At 33.8% G+C, this 18,227-nt stretch carries 13 protein-coding genes; 4 read left to right on the top strand and 9 right to left on the bottom strand.

What is annotated here, in order from left to right; translation table 11 throughout:
• Position 1 precedes the first annotated feature (1 nt).
• The 7 genes from LT143_RS09720 to LT143_RS09690 form a co-directional block, all read right to left on the bottom strand.
• On the bottom strand, positions 2-1,876 hold the full coding sequence (locus LT143_RS09720; protein ID WP_246942782.1) for a DUF5693 family protein: 1,875 nt from the start codon (positions 1,874-1,876) through the stop codon (positions 2-4).
• Positions 1,877-1,932: 56 nt separating this feature from the next.
• Positions 1,933-2,979 (bottom strand): MraY family glycosyltransferase, encoded by a 1,047-nt coding sequence (locus LT143_RS09715; RefSeq protein ID WP_246942781.1) that lies wholly within the window; start codon positions 2,977-2,979, stop codon positions 1,933-1,935.
• Between the two features lie 72 nt (positions 2,980-3,051).
• Positions 3,052-4,608 (bottom strand): putative polysaccharide biosynthesis protein, encoded by a 1,557-nt coding sequence (locus LT143_RS09710; RefSeq protein WP_246942780.1) that lies wholly within the window; start codon positions 4,606-4,608, stop codon positions 3,052-3,054.
• On the bottom strand, positions 4,605-5,339 hold the full coding sequence (locus LT143_RS09705) for a WecB/TagA/CpsF family glycosyltransferase (RefSeq protein WP_246942779.1): 735 nt from the start codon (positions 5,337-5,339) through the stop codon (positions 4,605-4,607). Before LT143_RS09705 ends, LT143_RS09710 begins: the two co-directional genes overlap by 4 nt.
• Positions 5,340-5,439: 100 nt before the next feature.
• On the bottom strand, positions 5,440-7,335 hold the full coding sequence (locus LT143_RS09700) for an S-layer homology domain-containing protein (protein ID WP_246942778.1): 1,896 nt from the start codon (positions 7,333-7,335) through the stop codon (positions 5,440-5,442).
• Positions 7,336-7,484: 149 nt separating this feature from the next.
• Positions 7,485-9,110 carry a S8 family peptidase gene (locus LT143_RS09695; protein ID WP_246942777.1) on the bottom strand — a complete coding sequence of 542 codons (1,626 nt, stop codon included), beginning with the start codon at positions 9,108-9,110 and terminating at the stop codon, positions 7,485-7,487.
• A 217-nt stretch (positions 9,111-9,327) separates the two neighbouring features.
• A complete protein-coding gene (locus LT143_RS09690) occupies positions 9,328-9,819 on the bottom strand; it encodes an SLAP domain-containing protein (RefSeq protein WP_246942776.1) in 492 nt (163 codons plus the stop codon).
• A gap of 131 nt (positions 9,820-9,950) precedes the next feature.
• Between LT143_RS09690 and LT143_RS09685 the strand changes: the two genes are divergently transcribed.
• From LT143_RS09685 to LT143_RS09670, 4 genes are all read left to right on the top strand, one after another.
• The gene (locus LT143_RS09685) at positions 9,951-11,804 is read left to right on the top strand and encodes a stalk domain-containing protein (protein WP_246942775.1); all 1,854 of its coding nucleotides are present in this window, start codon (positions 9,951-9,953) and stop codon (positions 11,802-11,804) included.
• A gap of 196 nt (positions 11,805-12,000) precedes the next feature.
• On the top strand, positions 12,001-13,026 hold the full coding sequence (locus LT143_RS09680) for an S-layer homology domain-containing protein (protein WP_246942774.1): 1,026 nt from the start codon (positions 12,001-12,003) through the stop codon (positions 13,024-13,026).
• 128 nt (positions 13,027-13,154) lie between these two features.
• Positions 13,155-14,957 carry a glycosyl hydrolase family 18 protein gene (locus LT143_RS09675; RefSeq protein WP_246942773.1) on the top strand — a complete coding sequence of 601 codons (1,803 nt, stop codon included), beginning with the start codon at positions 13,155-13,157 and terminating at the stop codon, positions 14,955-14,957.
• Between the two features lie 283 nt (positions 14,958-15,240).
• Complete coding sequence (locus LT143_RS09670; protein WP_246942772.1) at positions 15,241-16,296, top strand: glycosyltransferase family 4 protein; 1,056 nt, start codon at positions 15,241-15,243, stop codon at positions 16,294-16,296.
• A gap of 317 nt (positions 16,297-16,613) precedes the next feature.
• Here LT143_RS09670 and LT143_RS09665 read toward each other — a convergent pair whose 3' ends face one another.
• Together LT143_RS09665 and LT143_RS09660 are read right to left on the bottom strand one after the other, a co-directional pair.
• Positions 16,614-17,576, bottom strand: a complete 963-nt coding sequence (locus LT143_RS09665) for an LCP family protein (protein ID WP_246942770.1) — start codon at positions 17,574-17,576, stop codon at positions 16,614-16,616.
• Positions 17,577-17,585: 9 nt separating this feature from the next.
• Positions 17,586-18,218 carry a YigZ family protein gene (locus LT143_RS09660; protein WP_246942768.1) on the bottom strand — a complete coding sequence of 211 codons (633 nt, stop codon included), beginning with the start codon at positions 18,216-18,218 and terminating at the stop codon, positions 17,586-17,588.
• Positions 18,219-18,227 lie beyond the last annotated feature (9 nt).

The raw sequence follows: 18,227 nt of genomic DNA, 5'->3' as shown, positions 1-18,227 counted from the left end.
TTTACCACCTTGTCCTTAACTTCAAGTAATATCGAACTGTAAGTTTGTAAATAAAGATAAATAGTAAGCCGATTACATATCCTAATACTAAGCTATAAAAGCTTCTTAACAATGAGATGTGTAAAGGGATATGTAAATGGGTAAATGTATTAACAAGTGATAACCAACCGATTGAACCAGGTATCAGGAAGAATAGTCCAATTTTTCTACTTGTTTGCAATAAGTATAAGGCAAGTACAAAGAAAGGAAAACCAATTAAGAACTCCTTAGTTCTTGGTCGAACATATAGTAGCTCCTCTAACTTCTGTCTTACCAATAATTCGTAGACGCTTACGCTACCAGCATTACCCGTTCTACTAATATAATATAGTAACGTTATCCCTAAAACTCCGATGGCGATAAGGTGCCAATATTTAACAGGCGCTGCAACCCATTTAACAAGTTGTTTAAAGTTAAGTCTTTGTGTTTGATTTATAATCACATATCCAAGTACGAATAACATTGGGAAAACATAAAGAGCTTTTACCCCTCTAAAGCCTGCTCCGATATGAAGAAGATACTCCGTTCCGTAAAGAAGCGTTACAATGAACCAAATCCCAATAAAGGCAAGACCAATTGAGCGAAAATAATTAGCAAGCATTGACCTTTTACTGATCAAGTTATTTGAAGGTATAGTGGCAATTATTGCAGTTATAATTGCAAGTTCTAATGCTAATATTTTTGTAAAAAGGTCACCTGTTATAGTGAGTAATCCTATTAAAAGGGTAATGCTAACTCCTAATAAAGCTAACTTTCTATTTAGCAATGTTAAAAGTGATATGGAGATAAATGCAAAACTACCTATCAACACGAATAGAACCTGTAGCATGGATTGGGTGTTTAGTTTATGTGGTTCACTTTTCCCTAATTCAAATTGAGCTGGCATGTTTTTAGTCAACATTTCTAATACAGCTATACTTTTACTAAGATTTCTTTCTGCTGAATCTTTAAAATAAATATGAATAAATAAAGCCCTTATGTTTCTCTCTTTCACAGCCCTTACCGCTGTTTCAACAAGCTGTGGGGGAGGACTAGTTTCCATATTTAAGCTATGTAAACGAACTACATTTAAGTCCATAGAGTAAGCATATGAAGTAAATCCTTTTTGTTCATTGAATTCAGTTAACAATAGTGTATTTTTTTTCTCGCCTAGGAGTTGTCCCCATTTAACTAAATCATCTGGATACCCAACCATTTGTTTGCCAGAAGGTAAAAACTTAGCTGTTAAGTTTGAATCCATACTAATTAATTGTTTCATTAGAATCTCATTTTCATCATTTACCTTTGATCCTTCAGGTAAACGAGGTACTAAATTAAAGCCTCCTAAGGTAATCTCCTTTATGGCTTGGTCAGAATATCCTAATGGGAGTCTTTTGATGTATTCAGGATTTCCTGGAATAAAAAAGTAAGATTGGTTGTTATAGTTTATTAATTCCACATCCTGAAAAATATCTTTTATTACTGGCGCAATATCATAATACTCTTGGTTATTATTATGTATGTATAACCCACGAGTAGTAGGAATTGAACTAAAGCTAAAATTTTCTGTTAGGAGTGCCTCTTGAAACGAATCACGATCTAGTATTGTGATGTGACCGAAATATTCTAGTAACTCTAACGTTTCAGCTTCTAAGCTAATTGATGTTAGTCCAGCACCTTTAAGTTTATCAAGAACGAAATCTTTTTGTAGACCCTCATCTACTAATTGCATAATTTCATGATAAGGGATAATAATTTCATATTGATTATTTTCAAGTTCAACCTTATTCCTTTGTAGAATTGAAGGAGTGGTTAGTATGATAGATAGAACGACAATAATCCACAACCATTTTTTCATATTTGTGCTTCCTTTCACTTTTACAATGATGATAAGCTGATGCAGTTATGACTACATCAGCGTGTATTTAGTACTTTTCTGATTAAATTAAGGATTGGCTTATAATCTTTATCAACTAATCCGATTACCTCTACAAGGATCTCTGTAAAGAGTATAAGAGTAATGATTACCAAGTATGAACCCCACAGTGTAGTCTGTTCAAAAATCAAAGCAGCAACTGCAAAAATTGTACTCAAAAGATACATCAGTAAAACCGATGATTGGTGGGAGAAACCTAACCTAATTAAACAATGATGAAAGTGAGATTTATCAGGAGTAGATAGTGGTTGCCTTTTGATTAATCTCCTTACAATTGCAAAAAACGTATCCGATAGTGGTACCCCTAATATAATAATGGGAACTAAAAGTGAAAACAATGTGATATTTTTAAACCCCAGTAATGATATCACAGAAATGATAAAACCAAGAAATAATGCACCAGTATCACCCATAAATATTTTAGCAGGATGAAAATTAAAAGGTAAAAAGCCTAAGGTACTTGCTAAGATAATCAAGGAGACAGTCATAACAAACTCATTACCATTAATCATTGCCATAATAGATATGGTGAATAGAACTATGGAAGAGATACCAGCAGCTAAACCATCTAGACCATCAATAAGATTAATGGCATTAGTAACAACAATAATCCATAAAAGTGTTAGAGGTATACTAAATAGTCCAAGCTCCAATTGAATACCCAGTGGTAAATTGATGAATTTAACAATTACCCCACCGTAAATTACTACAATTGCTGCAATAAGCTGACCTAATAACTTATACTTCGCACTAATTTCATATAAATCGTCTAGAACACCAGTCAAAATTATAATAAAGCTTCCTATTAGCATTGAGATCAGTGCGGGATGAATGGGCTTTAGTATAAACAGACCTAATAGTGTTGAAAAAAAAATGGCTAAGCCCCCAAGACGTGGCATGCTTGATAGATGAACTTTTCTGTGATTAGGCTGATCTGTTGCTCCAATTTTAATGGCTAAAGTTTTTATCTTAGGTGTAATGACAAAAGAAAATAGAGAACAAATGACTAATGTCAAATATAGCATAAGTTGACACCCCAATTGTGGATTTTGTTTATTCTCTATTTTTTACAAGGAACATATATTTACTCCTTACAATTACTTTTCCCTTAATAAGGATTTCCTCCCTAATAATTCCATTAACTCTTTGATAGTTAGTCCTTTAAAAATGATCAAGAGTCCTAAGTAAATAGTTCCACCAAAGAGTATGGAGATAGAAGTATAGATAAAAGATAAAAACCTCCCAAACTCTACAAAATCAATAAAAAGAGTGGGTAATCCAATTAGTATTCCCATTATAATAGAAGATATAAAAGAAACAATAGTCTGCTTTTTAATATAAGCAATACCAATTTTCTTGTGGATGATAAAGGAGTTTATGCAATAACTAATAAAGTAAATAATTAAGGTTGATATAGCTGCCCCCAAAATACCTAAATATTTAATAATTACAATATTTATCATGATTTTCATTACGAAGGCTATTAAAACGACATATGCCGCTTTTTTTTCTTCACCTAAGCCTTGTAAGATACCTATACCTAGCACAGTTAATGAAGTAAATATTGAGCTAATTCCTACTACAGCTAAAACAGCAGTTCCTTGGAGGTCTGAGAATAATGTTAAGTTAATAGGAATGGCTAATGAAAATAGTCCAATAGCTCCCGGCCAAGATAATAAGTGAGTTAAAGATAAAGACTTTTCTACTGTGCTCTTTACTGTTTCTAATTCTGCGTTTGCTACATGCTTACCTATTAAAGGTATGAGAGGTAGAATAATGGAACTAGCGAATATAGTTGTAATTTGCACTAACGATAAGCCTCTTCCATATATACCGTAAGCTTGAGTAATTTCAAGAGATGTAAAATTTAAATTCCTAAGGCTTAGTGGAACTGATAAAGAATCTGCTAAGTTAAATAATGCCATGGAAATAGCCCCAAACGCTATAGGGATTGAAATTGTTAAAATTGATTTGCTTGTAAAAAAAAAGGTTTGTTTGGTGAGTTTGTAAGAGAATGGCCTATCTTTAGAATTTACAAAAAGTCTTCTTAAGTAGACTAAAGATATAATTGCTCCTATTATGGAAGCAATCATAATTCCACCAGAAATTTGAGAACTATTATAGCCGAGCTGCACCATAAAATAAGCTATAAATAGTATCAAAATGACACGAGACAGCTGTTCAAGTACTTGAGAAACAGCAGTAGGTCTCATATCTTCCAACCCTTGAAAGAAACCTCTATACACTGCCATATAAGGAGCAATTAACAAGGTAATTGAAACAATTAAAATAGATAATTTTGTTTCTTTACCTCCTAATAGAAAAGCTATATAGTCAGAAAAACTAAAAAATAAAGTAAAACTGATGATACCAAAGAGCATTGCTAATATTCTTGCTGTTTTAAATATATTACTTACTTTAATATGATCATTCGATGTACGAGCATCAGAAATTAATTTAGAAATAGCAATTGGAATACCCGCTACAGATAGAATTAATCCCACCATATAGAAAGGGTAGACTAATGTAAATATCCCTAATACGGAATCCCCTGCAATATTTTGTAAAGGAATCCGAAAAGCGCTTCCTAAAATTTTAGATAGTAGTGTAGCTATTGATAGTATTAATGTACCTTTAACTAACTTATTACTCATTTTGGAAGTACTTTCTTTTTGAAAATTTCTAAAGCGAAGCGGGGGAGTGCCATCATTCTTACTGCCCTTGAAGGTTGCTTGACTAATCTGTATAGCCATTCGATATTAAGTTTTTGCCAAATTTCAGGTGCCCTATTTACAGTGCCCGACAAAACATCAAAGCTACCACCTACTCCCATAAAAATCCCTTTCTCAAATTTTTCAATCTGTGAAAAAATCCATTCTTCCTGTCTAGGCATTCCGAGAGCAACAAAGACAAGGTCAGGTTCTAGTGATTTGATTTGGTTTGGTATTTCTTCATTTGTCCAATCAAAAAAGCCGTTGTGTGACCCAACTACATTTACATTTGGATAGTCTTTCTTGATTTTTTGTTTGGCACCTTCTAATACTTCCTCTTTTGCTCCTAATAAATAAATATTGTAATTATGTATATTTCCTAGTTTTAACAATTCTATCATTGTGTCAAAGCCAGCTACTCTTTCTGGAAGTGGACTCCCTAATAGCTGTGCTGCTTTAACAATTCCAATACCATCAGGGGTAACATAGTTTGCATTTCTCAAAAGAGTCATGTAGTATGAATCTTCTTTTGCTTTCATAACTATCTCTGGATTTGCAGTAACTACTGTTACTTTTTCATTATTTATAATATGTAAGTGTAATTGATTGATGAACTGTTCCATTGAGGCATGGATAAAAGGTACCCCTAGAATATTGACTTTTTTAAAAACCATTGTATACATTGCTCCTTAATATCTAAACTTAATTTCTACTATAATATAACATAGGGGAATACACCAAAGTAAGTGGTGTATTCCCCTATTAACGTAAACATTATTTTGCTACTGGTAGTTTTGTTACAAGTGTACCATGTGTACCGTTTCCAAATATATATACAGCTGGATAAGAATTTCCGTTTAAATTACGAGGAGTTACTTTATACCAAACGCCATCAGTTTGGCTTACTTCTTCTAGAATTGCCACTGTATAGTTGACTTTCTCCAATTGATAAAGAACGTTAGCGCTTGATGGATTAGATACTAGTGCTTCTGATCTCATATTAACAGCTTGAGTTCCTGCACCTAGAGTGTAATGTCCTAAATCTCCATTGCCTAGATATTGTGCGGCACGATACATATGGCCAGCAATTTTCTGTCCCCAATATGGATCAGACGCATAACGAACATTCATACCAATTTCTTTATTCCCAAGTAGTGGACCGTTATATTGAAACGAACCAGGAACAAGGTATTTTTTAGAGATGAAATCTCTAGCGAACTGTTCAATACATGCTTCCATAGACTCAAAATCCTTACCGCTTTCAAGTGGACTGGAATCATAAGCGCTCCAACCAAATAGATTATTTTTTTCTTTAGCTAGATTACTTAATCCCCAATTACTTTCATGAATAGCATTTGCAAGTAAATACAAGGCATTAACTCCGTATTTAGTTTCAGCATCCTTAAAAGCTTGTCCTAAATTAATAAAGGGGCTATCTGGTTTAAAGTGTTTTACGAATCTATTAAGATCTTCTGCAGTGTATTTGGTTGGTGAATATAATGGTAAATAATTATAGTATTGGTAAGCATTCCCTACTTTTGTACCATTTGATGAATAGAATTGGTTGCCATCCCAACTATAATACTTTTGCCCTGCAACCATAAACGATGGTGCTTTACCGTACTTATAAGACACATAATTGTTCAATGCATGCTGATATATACTATGGACAAGATCACCTGAACTAACAGAATAAAAGGAGCGCCCTTCTTGCAGCTGGCTAGGTGTTAAAATAATATCAGCCGCTTTAGCATAACCAGTTAAATTTGCAATTGTTACCTTAACCCAATCTTTAGTTGCATCATGGTAAATCATTTCCGTTCCCGTTGATACATATGTTAAAGATGATTTAAATGATGAGCTTGTATAGATAGTTGCTACTTTTCCTGCATATGCAATCCCGCTACTCATCCAAGCTACTTGCTTTCCATGCATTACTACTTGTGAGTTGGGAGATGTGATTGCGTTTCTAGCATCTGTAAAAGTAGAATAGCGTCTTACTTCTTTAAGTTCTCCAGTACTGTCTATGTTAGAAACACTATACTCTAGGGTGGTAGTAGGTGCTGTAGTTATCTGCAACATTCTAGAAATTAATGCTGCCGCATGTGCACGGACTGTATACGCTTTTGGACGGAATGTATTATCTTCAAACCCTGAAATCAATTTTACAGAGGATATGTTTTGGATAGGGACGACCATTCCTTTTTGGATTGTATTAGTATCCTTAAAAGAAATTGGTTCTTCTGTCATCTCAATCCCTTTATGTCTTAAAATTCTGTACATGATTGTAGCCATTTCTTCTCTTGTTATATTTTGAGTAGGTTTATACGTTCCATCAGGATAACCCGCAATAAGGTTTGCAGCAGCTGCTTTATGGATATCGGAGTAGAAGATATTAGTAGTTTTAACATCTGTAAACGTTCCGGCAATTTCGTCATTAAGCTTTAATGCACGAACAATAAATGCGGCAAATTCTTGCCTCGAAACATTACGTTCTGGAAAATAATTTCCTTGTCCATCCCCTTTCATTACCCCAATACTATCTAGATATTTTACTTCACTTTCCATTAAGTGTCCTGATATATCGCTTGCATTAGCTGTGGGTAATGGGTTTGCAAATGAAAACACAATTAACAGCACTACTAATACTTTAGGGAACAGTTGTCGCATTAATCAAACCTTCCTTTCTAGTATTCTATCTATTAAAAGTAACAAAAAAAATGACAAAATTCTAGCAACTATTTATCTATTTTTCCAAATTTAGGTGAAAAGTTACTATTTTCGATAATATTTTTATAGATTGAGATAAAATTTTTTTATTATTTTACCGATCTTGTTAAAAGCACAGCTAATTCTGCTCTGGTTATATTATCAAAAGGTCTGAATGTTCCATCAGGATATCCCGCGGTTATATTAGCTTTTCTTAGTCCATTTATCCCGCTAAAACCATAGTAGTTAGGCATCACATCTTTAAAATATTGCTCTTGTACAAGTGGATAGTTGAAGGAACGAACAAAAAACTGTGCCGCATCTCCTCTTGTTATCGGACTCTTTGGTTTAAATGTCCCATCGGGAAAACCAGATGCAATCCGCAGTTCAAAAGCTGATTGTATGTAACCAGCTGCATAGTAATTAATTGGTACATCAGAAAAGTTTGTAAGACGTGATGTACCATCTAAGTTAATTGCATTTCCAATCATGGTAAGGGCTTCGGCTCTAGTAATAATCTCATTTGGTTTAAACGTTCCATCAGGATAACCATTAATCATTTTATTGTCTTTAAGATATTGGATATCAGCTGCATACCACTCATTACCCTGAATGTCTGAGAAGTTTGGGAGTTTAGGCTCCTGAACCATTCCAAATCCAAAATATGGATCCCTGCCTGAATCGCCTAAGTCAAGAGCTCGCTCTTGTAACATGATTCTTAATTCTTTGTTCGTTTTTGTTGGAAAAGCTTGTTTATAGAGGGCCAAAACACCTGCAACAAAAGGTGTTGCCATTGATGTGCCACTACTGTAAGCAAATGTATTGTCCTTGTAGGTACTTGATATATCTACACCAGGTGCTACAAGTTCCAATGAATTCCCGTACATAGTAAAATTAGCAAGTTGATCATTATTATCGGTAGCACCGACTGCTATAACAGATTCGAACTTAGCTGGATACTGTACATTGTAGCGATCTATAACTTGATTAGCTGAATTTCCAGAGGCTCCAACTAGTAACATGCCGCTATTATACGCTTTATCAACAATAGATTTTAGAGCAGAGGATCCTTGCGGGCTAGCAAGACTTAAATTTACAATATCAATATCATTATCTATTGCCCATTGAATACCTGCTATAACACTAGACTCATTTCCAGAACCACTTTGATCCAACACCTTAATAGCGTATAACTCTGCGTCAGGAGATACTCCTAATACACCCATGTTGTTATTAAGCGCAGCAATAATACCAGCTACGTGTGTTCCATGGCCGTTATAATCATCAAAGTCTGGCTCACTAGTAATAAACGAAACTCCACTTTTTATTTTAAGGTCTGTGTGCTCCTTATCTATACCTGTATCTAGAACAGCAATTTTAACACCCTTCCCTGTATAAATGCTTTGATTTTTAGCCAATGAAGGTTTAATTTTTAACAATCCCCAATCGGAGACTTGACCATCAACTTTAAATGATCTATCTAATTCAATTTTCAGTATGGAAGGATGGGCTGAAAGAGTCGGAATATTAGATTCTGGCATAATGGCAGAAACTGCTGAAATACTTTCGTAATAAAACTGAATAGTGCCGCCGTTGATTTCGATAATTTCAGTATCAATTTTATCTTGAAAACTAATGATCACACTTGTTTTTGGAACTAAAGGAAAGGCGGTATATTTTATAGGATATAAAGTCATCATTAATACACTACAAATAAGTAAGATCGATGTTTTCAATCTTATCCCCCTTTTAATAACTCAGTTTTATTAGTTTAGTATATCAAATACTAGGTTACTTGTTGATTGGTTTATAATGGATAGCATTTGGAGATTATTTATACGACAAAGTGGTAGCTAAACTTACAAGATCTATAAGGCTTCTTTTACTTAAACACTAAAAGTAGTGAGTGAACCGACCTCACTCACTACTTTAATATTGTCATAAGTTATATGACTATTGTATATCATATGAAAAACCAACAGCCAATGAAAAGTCGCTAATATCAGCTTTGTCTCCTAACTGTACTTCAGGAAATAAGAAGTTCCAGGGCTTTGATTGTCCAGACTCTAGCACCCCAAACTCTTCTTTTTTAAGTGAAAAATCCTTACTACTAACAATTTCACCTGCTACTAAAAGTTTAACATTACCTGAAAGGTTCTGAATTGATTCACTAAACCCATTTTGTAATAATGCAGTAACCTGCAACCCATTATTAACTTTCTTTATAGAGATAGGATGAACACTAATGATTTCTTTTGGAGCATCTCCAATTTCTAATAATACCTCTTCTAACTTCATCAATTCTTGTTTTGTAAATTCAGTTTCTTGATTTGAAGCTATTGGCAACCCAGATGAACGTTCCCTTTCTAATTCAATCTCTTTAGTCCCACAGCCTGATATTGTAACTAAAATAATGAAAATCAAAGTTATAAAGTATTTATTCATTGTTATAAGCTCCTTTTAAATTAATGGAAAAAGTTTGTTCTATAAATCTATCATACCAAGGTTGACATATTTGTTCTAGCCACCTAATCTACCAGTATAGGAATTTGTTATTTAGGAGGAATATAGAAGAAATGTATAAAATGAGTCTTAGAGTCTCCTTTGTTACTTTTTTACTAGTACTTGTTTTCTTTAGTCTGACTAATGCTAGTTCTAAAGTACATGCTACTGATGTCGTTAATCCTTTAAGGTTATATAATTATGAAGATATGGAGAACGATATTAAACTTTTGGCAGAAAAGTATCCAGACATTGTATCTTATAAAGTAATAGGAAAAAGTGAATACGGAAGAAATATTTACGCCGTAGCTTTGGGGAAAGGTGAGTCAACAGTTTTTTTTAATGGATCTCACCACGCAAGAGAGTGGTTAACCACGAACTTGAATATGTATATGCTAGATAAATATGCACAAATGTATACATCAAATCAAACATTTGGTGGGTATCCTGTAAAGAGAATATTAGATCAAACAAAAATTTGGTTTGTGCCAATGGTAAATCCGGATGGTGTAACTTTACAACAAGAAGGCTTGAATGCTTTTCCAGTGAGCCTTCATTCTTCATTAATAAAAATGAACGAAGGTAGTAATGATTTTAGAAGATGGAAGGCTAATGCAAAGGGTGTTGACCTCAATAGACAATACCCCGCACATTGGGACAATATTAAAAATAATTTTTCCTACCCAAGATGGAGTCATCATAAAGGAGCAGCTCCAATTTCAGCCGTAGAAACAAAAACAATTGTGAATTTCACAACACAAATAAACCCTGAAATTGCTGTTTCCTACCATAGTGCAGGTAAAATTTTATTCTGGAACTTTCACCAAACAGGAGATTGGTATAAGAGAGATTTAGAATATGCAAAAAAAATTAGTTCTTATACTAATTATTCTTTGGTTTACCCTGGTCCTAATCCATCAGGTGGTGGTTATACGGATTGGTTTATCATTAAATATAAAAGACCTGCCTTCACACCGGAAATTGGTAATTATCCTGGGGAGACGAATCTGCCAATTTCAGAGTTCACTAGGACATGGGAAGAAAATAAGCTGGTCGGACTTTATGTAGCACAGGAAGGATATAAACTATTTAGAGAGAGGAATCCTTATCCGAAGCTTTACATTAATGGTAATATCCTAAACTTCGACACCCCTTCATTGATTAAGGATGGAAGAACACTAGTTCCTTTGCGTGGAGTATTTGAAAATTTAGGGTCAACAATTACAGTTGATGCGAATAATGTCATAACTATTAAAAAGGATAATCATACCATCAGATTGAAAATTGGTTCAAAAGAAGCCTATGTTAATAGTGAAAAGGTAGTATTAGACGTCCCAGCTAATTTAATAAATAATCGAACCATGGTGCCATTGAGATTTATCGGTGAATCTCTAGGGGCAAAAATAAGCTGGGATGAAATCGGATTCAAAGCTAGTATTGAAACAGGTCCAGTCAATCAAACGGAAACATCCTCTGGTCATAAGGTTGTAAATATCGTAATTGATGGTGTTCCTCAAAAATATGATCAGCCAGCTATATTGAAGGATAATAAAACTACCATGATACCGATAAGAGGAGCATTGCAAGGCCATAATGCTGAGTTTAAATGGCTTGAACATGAGCTTACTATAAATTCTACAAACATTCGAATATTGTTAACGCATGGTTCTAATGTAGCGATACTAAATGGTAAAGAGATTCCTCTGGAACATTCGGTTATGATCCTAAATGGCAGAACTTTAGTTCCTCTTAGGTTTATCTCTGAAGCTTTAAATGGGTTAGTTCAATGGGATAGTGCAACAAATACTGTTTTTATTACGACTACAAAAAATGAAGAGATTGTTACTAGTCAAAACACTGTTAATTCGGATTCAAGTGGGGAAACAAATGTTTTGGTAGAGCCAAGTACTGAAGAATCTTCAGACTAATGAAATTAGTAAATATATCACCGAGAAGCTACACTTAACTAATCTAAGTGTAGTTTTTTGTTTGTGGTTACATTATTCTAAAAAGTTGATTTTTTCTAATATCGTGTTTGGTTTAAGTTAGAAAAAATCATGAAGACAATACTCTTTTTTTACTATATAATTTATCTTGTTTCAATATAAAAGGGGGGAGCATTTTATGAAGAAAAAAGTAATAGTTATTATTTGTTTGATGATTTTCTTAATTCCATTTTTAGAGAGAAATGTCCAAGCGACTGACATTAATTCTTATGTCCCAATGGATGTTAGTGGGCACTGGGGAGAAGGAATACTAAACGATTTTATCGACGCGGATATTTTAAAAGGTGTTATAGATCAACAGGGTAATTTATATGTAAAGCCAAAAGATGCTATAACCCGAGCTGAATTCGTTGCACTTTTAGTACGAACGTTGGAACTTAAATCAACCACTCCAGGAAAAGCGTTTACTGATGTTCCTATTAATCACTGGGCATATGGTGATATTCAAACTGCAAGTGCTTTAGGAATAGTTGGTGGTGTTACTCCTACAGAATTTGCGCCTAAAAAGCAAATTACAAGAGCGGAACTAGCTGCTATAATTGTACGTGCGTTTGGAACTACTGTAAACTTCTCAGGAACTCCGACATCGTTTACTGATGTTCCTAGTGGATATTGGGCTATTGGAGATATAAATAAAGCAAGTCAAGTTGGGATTGTTGTTGGTAATAATGGTAAATTTAGTCCAAAAGCCTCAGCTTCCCGTGCAGAAGCAGTAGTAATGTTACATCGCTCTACTCGTTTAGAGTCAACAGCATTACCAACTGATAATGAGTTACAAACCATTGTACTCAATAATGAGAACGAAGTGTATCAAGCATATTTAGATGCTGATTATTATAGAGTATTTGATATTGCACAAAAATATACAACTGGTTTTTATTTAGCAGGTGTTAATGAAGGTAATAGTGTTCTTCTATATAATGTGGAGGATAATGGTTATTCCTACTCATTCCTGAGAAAGAGTGAGCCAGTTATAGAAGTTATTTCTAAAAGTAATAGTTTTGCAGTAGTTAGGATATCAAATGTATATTATGAAGTTACTCAAACTAAAGGTAGTGAAGTTTATAAAGATGTTGTTGATGCAAACGGTGATCTACTACTTCGAAAATTAAATGGTGTTTGGAAAATTTATAGTTCATATTAGTATTAAGACTGTCCTCAAATAATTGGGGGCAGTTTTTTTGTTAGAAAAATCCAACTCATAAATATGGGTATATATTACAAGGGCTCGATAAATAATGAGGTATAAATATAAAAATAGGATTGAGTTAAATGAATGATATAATTTTAAGACATGAGATTCAAGAAACGGAAAATGGATGTGTTCTTGTTATACATTTAAATCATGTATTTACTGAATTCTCTACTGAGTTTTTTGCCAAATCAGTAGGAAATAACACATCTTTAAAGAAAATCATTTCGAAATACATCAGTGAACAAATTCCAAACAAAAAGATAATTACGGTTAAATTAGTAATGGGTTCACTTTTATTTGCTTACTACCCTTATCAAAAGGTAGAAGCCCATGATATAGAAGTTAATATGTCCTATTTATATTTTGGTAGTTCTAGTTCCTTTTCATATCAGGTGGAAAGAGCAGGAGGCAATTTAAATACAATTTCACCGAGTTACTTTGACCTTAATAGCGATGGCTCGCTTAGATTAACTCATCAAATAGATACAAATTTTATAAAAGAGATGCATTCAAAAGGGATAAAGGTTACTCCGTTTTTAAGTAATCACTGGGACCGTGAATTAGGAAGGGTTGCTTTAGGAAATAGTGAGTTGCTCTCCACACAGATTGCAAATGCCATTGAAAAATATAACCTAGATGGTATTAATGTAGATATAGAAAATGTAACAGACTTAGATCGAGAAGAATATACCAATTTTGTTAGACTACTAAGTGAAAAGATTCCCAAAGACAAAGTTGTATCTGTGGCTGTCGCAGCAAATCCAAATGGCTGGACCAAAGGTTGGCATGGTTCATATGATTACAATAAGCTTGCCCAGTATTCGGATTACCTTGTTATTATGGCATACGACGAAAGCTACACAGGTGGGCCAGAAGGACCAGTTGCAAGTCTACCATGGGTTGAGAAATCAATTCAATATGCAATTAGACAAGGGGTTGAAAATAATAAAATAATCCTTGGTATACCTTTTTATGGGAGGTATTGGATAAGCGGCCAAACTTTTGGTGGATATGGTGTATCTCAATCAAAAGTCAGTGAAATGCTAAATTTATATGATGGAAAAGTAATTTATGATGAGAACTATCAATCACCTATGGCAATTATTGATATTGATGATAATGATGTAAAACAAACTTTTGGAGGGAAAGTTCTGGGTCCTGGAACCTATCATATTTGGTATGAGAATAATAAATCTATAGAGGCCAAAGTTAATTTGGTTCATAAATATAACCTAGGTGGTACAGGGAGTTGGAGCCTTGGCCAAGAAAACATAGAGATATGGAAAGAATATGGTTCATGGGTAAGGGGGCACAGTGAGAATCCGTTTTCTCAAATAATTGATGTACAAAATCACTGGGCAAAATATGATATAAAAATGGTATACGAACAAGGATGGATGAAAGGGAAAACACCAGCTATCTTTTCACCCAATGATTCTATAACAAGGGCTGAGGCAGCAGTAATATTAGTTCGAGCACTACAACTTAAGCCGTTAACTAAAATATCAAGTTCAACAGTTGATGTTCCTTCAGATTATTGGGCAAAAACCGAAATTGAAATTATTAAACAGCATAATTTAATGGTTGGGGATGAAAAAGGTAAATTTAATGCTAATGATTTTGTGAGCAGGGAACAGTTAGCAGCAATTATTCATAGGGCGATAAAAGGTAATGAGCAAATGGAGATTTCGACTTCACCATTCAAAGATGTTTTAACAAGTAGGTGGTCATATCAAGATATTTTAGCAATGCATAACTTAGGAATTTTCTCTGGATTTAATGATGGGACATTTCGACCGAGTGAACCAATAACTAGAGCTCAAATGGCTGTCATACTTAATAGGGTCTCTAATAAATTAATGTTAACAAATAGCAAATAATTGCTGTTTGTTTTTTTTTTAGACCCTCTAAAGAAAATAGATATTATCGAAAGTTTTAGAAGTGGATTAAAAATTCTTGAAACTTTCATCTCTTTACTAACGTCATTTTAATATGAACGTGAATAAATCAGGTCAAATATTATATGATTTTTCTTAAAATTCTGTAATGATTTTGGGTGAAAATAACTGTATCTCATATTTAATTGGTATGATATAATCCCATTTATGAGTTACTTTGGCTTTTGTTTTTCAAATTATATGTAACTAAACTAGGAGGGTCTTTATGCTTTATTTGGCCTGTTTAATATGTTTACTAATAACGATAGGTATTACACCTTTAATTAAGAAGCTAGCCTTTAAAATTGGAGCAACTGATAAACCGAACCAAAGAAAGGTTCATCAGAAGGTTATGCCTCGTCTTGGTGGTTTAGCTATATATATTAGTTTTATAATAGGAGTAGTCATTGTACGACCTGAGCATAGCTTGCTAATTCCTATACTTATAGGTAGTGGAATTATATTAATTACGGGTATACTTGACGATATGATTGAACTTTCAGCAAAGGTAAAACTAATGGGTCAAGTAGTTGCTGCATTAGTAGTTGTCTTAGGTGGTCTGCAAGTTGACTTCATTAATCTCCCTTTTGGAGCAAAGCTAGAGTTTGGGCTTTTTAGTATCCCGCTGACGATTCTTTGGATTGTTGGTATTACAAATGCCATTAACCTAATAGATGGATTAGATGGATTAGCAGCAGGGGTTTCCTCTATTGCCCTTATTACTGTTTCAGTAATGGCTATCATTATGGGGAATGTTTTTGTTGTCAGCATCGGGTTAATTTTACTTTTTAGCACTTTAGGCTTCTTGTTTTATAATTTTCACCCAGCTAAAATCTTTATGGGGGATACGGGTGCTCTATTTTTAGGATTTATGATTTCTGTTCTATCCCTTTTAGGATTCAAAAATGTTACAGTTATTTCGTTCATTGTCCCTATTATTATATTAGGTGTTCCAATATCTGATACAGTTTTTGCTATAGTTAGAAGACTTGTAAATAAACAACCATTATCAGCACCAGATAAATCCCATCTACACCATTGTCTGTTAAATGTTGGATACAGCCATAGGACTACAGTTTTAATTATTTATGGGATGAGTGCAATCTTTGGAATCGCAGCAATTTTACTATCAAAGACGACAATGTGGGGATCATTTCTAGTTATAACTATTTTAATTTTGGCAATTGAATTAACTGTTGAAAAAATAGGATTAATCGGGACGAACTATAGACCTTTGCTAAAAATGGTAAGGGGTATACAAAATATCAATATGAAAATGTAAATGAGAGGCCATTACCTTAATAGGTAATGGTCCTTTTTAATTGTATACCATGTGAGAAAAATTCCAGATTTTAAATGTTATTATCTATTATAATTAGGACAATAAATTAATATTTAAATTAGGTTTTTGCTGTGAAAAGGGCGGGGAACTAGAATATAGATCCTGAAGTAACGATGATAAAGTCAACAATTGAATTTTTTCTTTTTTCAATAGTTCGTAGTATATTTAATTTAGAAAGTGACTAGTTTAGTGTCAGTTATGGGCAGACTGCAAAAAAATAACCCCCATTTTCTTTAGGGGGTGTGAGTAAAAATTGTTTATTGTTCTAAAATATCTAGGTGTTGCTTTAATTGACTCGAGATATCAAGAAGGGATTGTTCTTCTAATTCGTAATAATATAAGCCCCGTATACGGGAATCGTTTCCGACAAGCTTTAAGGATTCAATTGAATTTAATGCTTTAGAGTAACTTTGAAGGGCAACTAAGTTACCAAAACTTAAATTAGTAACTAAATTACTTCCAATGCTATCTATAACATCATCATACTTTGTAACAGAAGTTAATGATGCTGATTTTTCAATAATCGCTTTAATTACTTGTTTTTGACGCTCGCCCCTACCAATATCTCCAGTTGGGTCATCCTTACGCATTCGAACAAAGGCTAATGCTTCTTCGCCATTAAGTGTTTGTATTCCCTCATACAGAGTAATAGCATCCTGTTCATCTTTGCTATTTTGTTCAGAGAACGTTTTAGGAACTTCGACAGTCACACCTCCAAGGGCATCAATAATCTCAACGAAGGCATCGAAGTTTAATTTTACATAGTAATCAACAGGGATATCAAAAAGTTCCTCAACGGTTTCTATAGTTAAATCAATACCTCCAAAAGCGTGGGCGTGATTTATTTTGTCTTTATCATGCTCGGGTATGTCAACCCTAGTATCCCTAGGTATACTAACCATTTTCACTGTTTTTTCAGTTTTGTTAAATGTTGCCAATATTAATGCGTCAGATCGACTATTTGTTTCCCCTTCTCTTTCATCAACACCAACCAATAGTACAGAAAAATTGTCTTTTGATGGGTCAATTGGTACTGCACGCTTTTCGGATTTATTCCCTCTTTTGAGTTCTTGCTGTGCCTCTGAAGTTGCATCTGCTACTTTAAATGTAAGGTATACTCCGTAACAAACTACTAATAAAATAATTGTTAAAATTGGCACCAGAATAAATAATAACTTTCTGCCTTTCTTATGTTGCTTTCTAAAGGTTGTTCTATCCATAATTACTCCTTATATTTGAATTTCTAGGAACTCATTATCTCCTTTATTAAGTTTCCCCTGCCCATTTGTCAATTCTGTAATCCATTCAACAAATGAATCTGTCCGACTTTCTTCTACATATATTTTAAATTCAACAATATCCGTATATTGAATACCTTTAAGTAGGTAGTCAGATGATTTCAATTCATTCTCAATTTTCCCAACCCAAGTATAATCAACTTTAACATTCATTAACCTCATAAGCTTACGTTCAACAATACCGACAGAATTTATTCCATCAGATGTGGCCGAACCATAAGCACGAATTAACCCACCAGCACCAAGCTTTATCCCACCAAAGTATCTTGTTACTACAACAACAGTGTCCTTAAGTTCCTTTTTCTTTAATACTTCTAAAATCGGAACTCCAGCTGTACCACTCGGCTCCCCATCATCGTTTGCTTTTTGAATTTGGTTGTACTCACCAATTAAATAAGCAGAGCAACTATGATTTGCATCCCGGTGGAGCTTTTTTATTTTTTGTATAAATTCCTGGGCTTGTTCCTCTGTAGTAGCTCTCTCTACATAACAAATAAAGCGTGATTTTTGTATGTTAATCTCAAATTCTCCATAGCCCTTAATCGTTTTGTAGCTTAGTAGCATAGCTTGGCC

The sequence above is a fragment of the Bacillus pinisoli genome, assembly GCF_023036475.1.
Classification (GTDB): domain Bacteria; phylum Bacillota; class Bacilli; order Bacillales; family SA4; genus Bacillus_BS; species Bacillus_BS pinisoli.
This window is presented reverse-complemented; position numbering and strand designations above follow the sequence as displayed.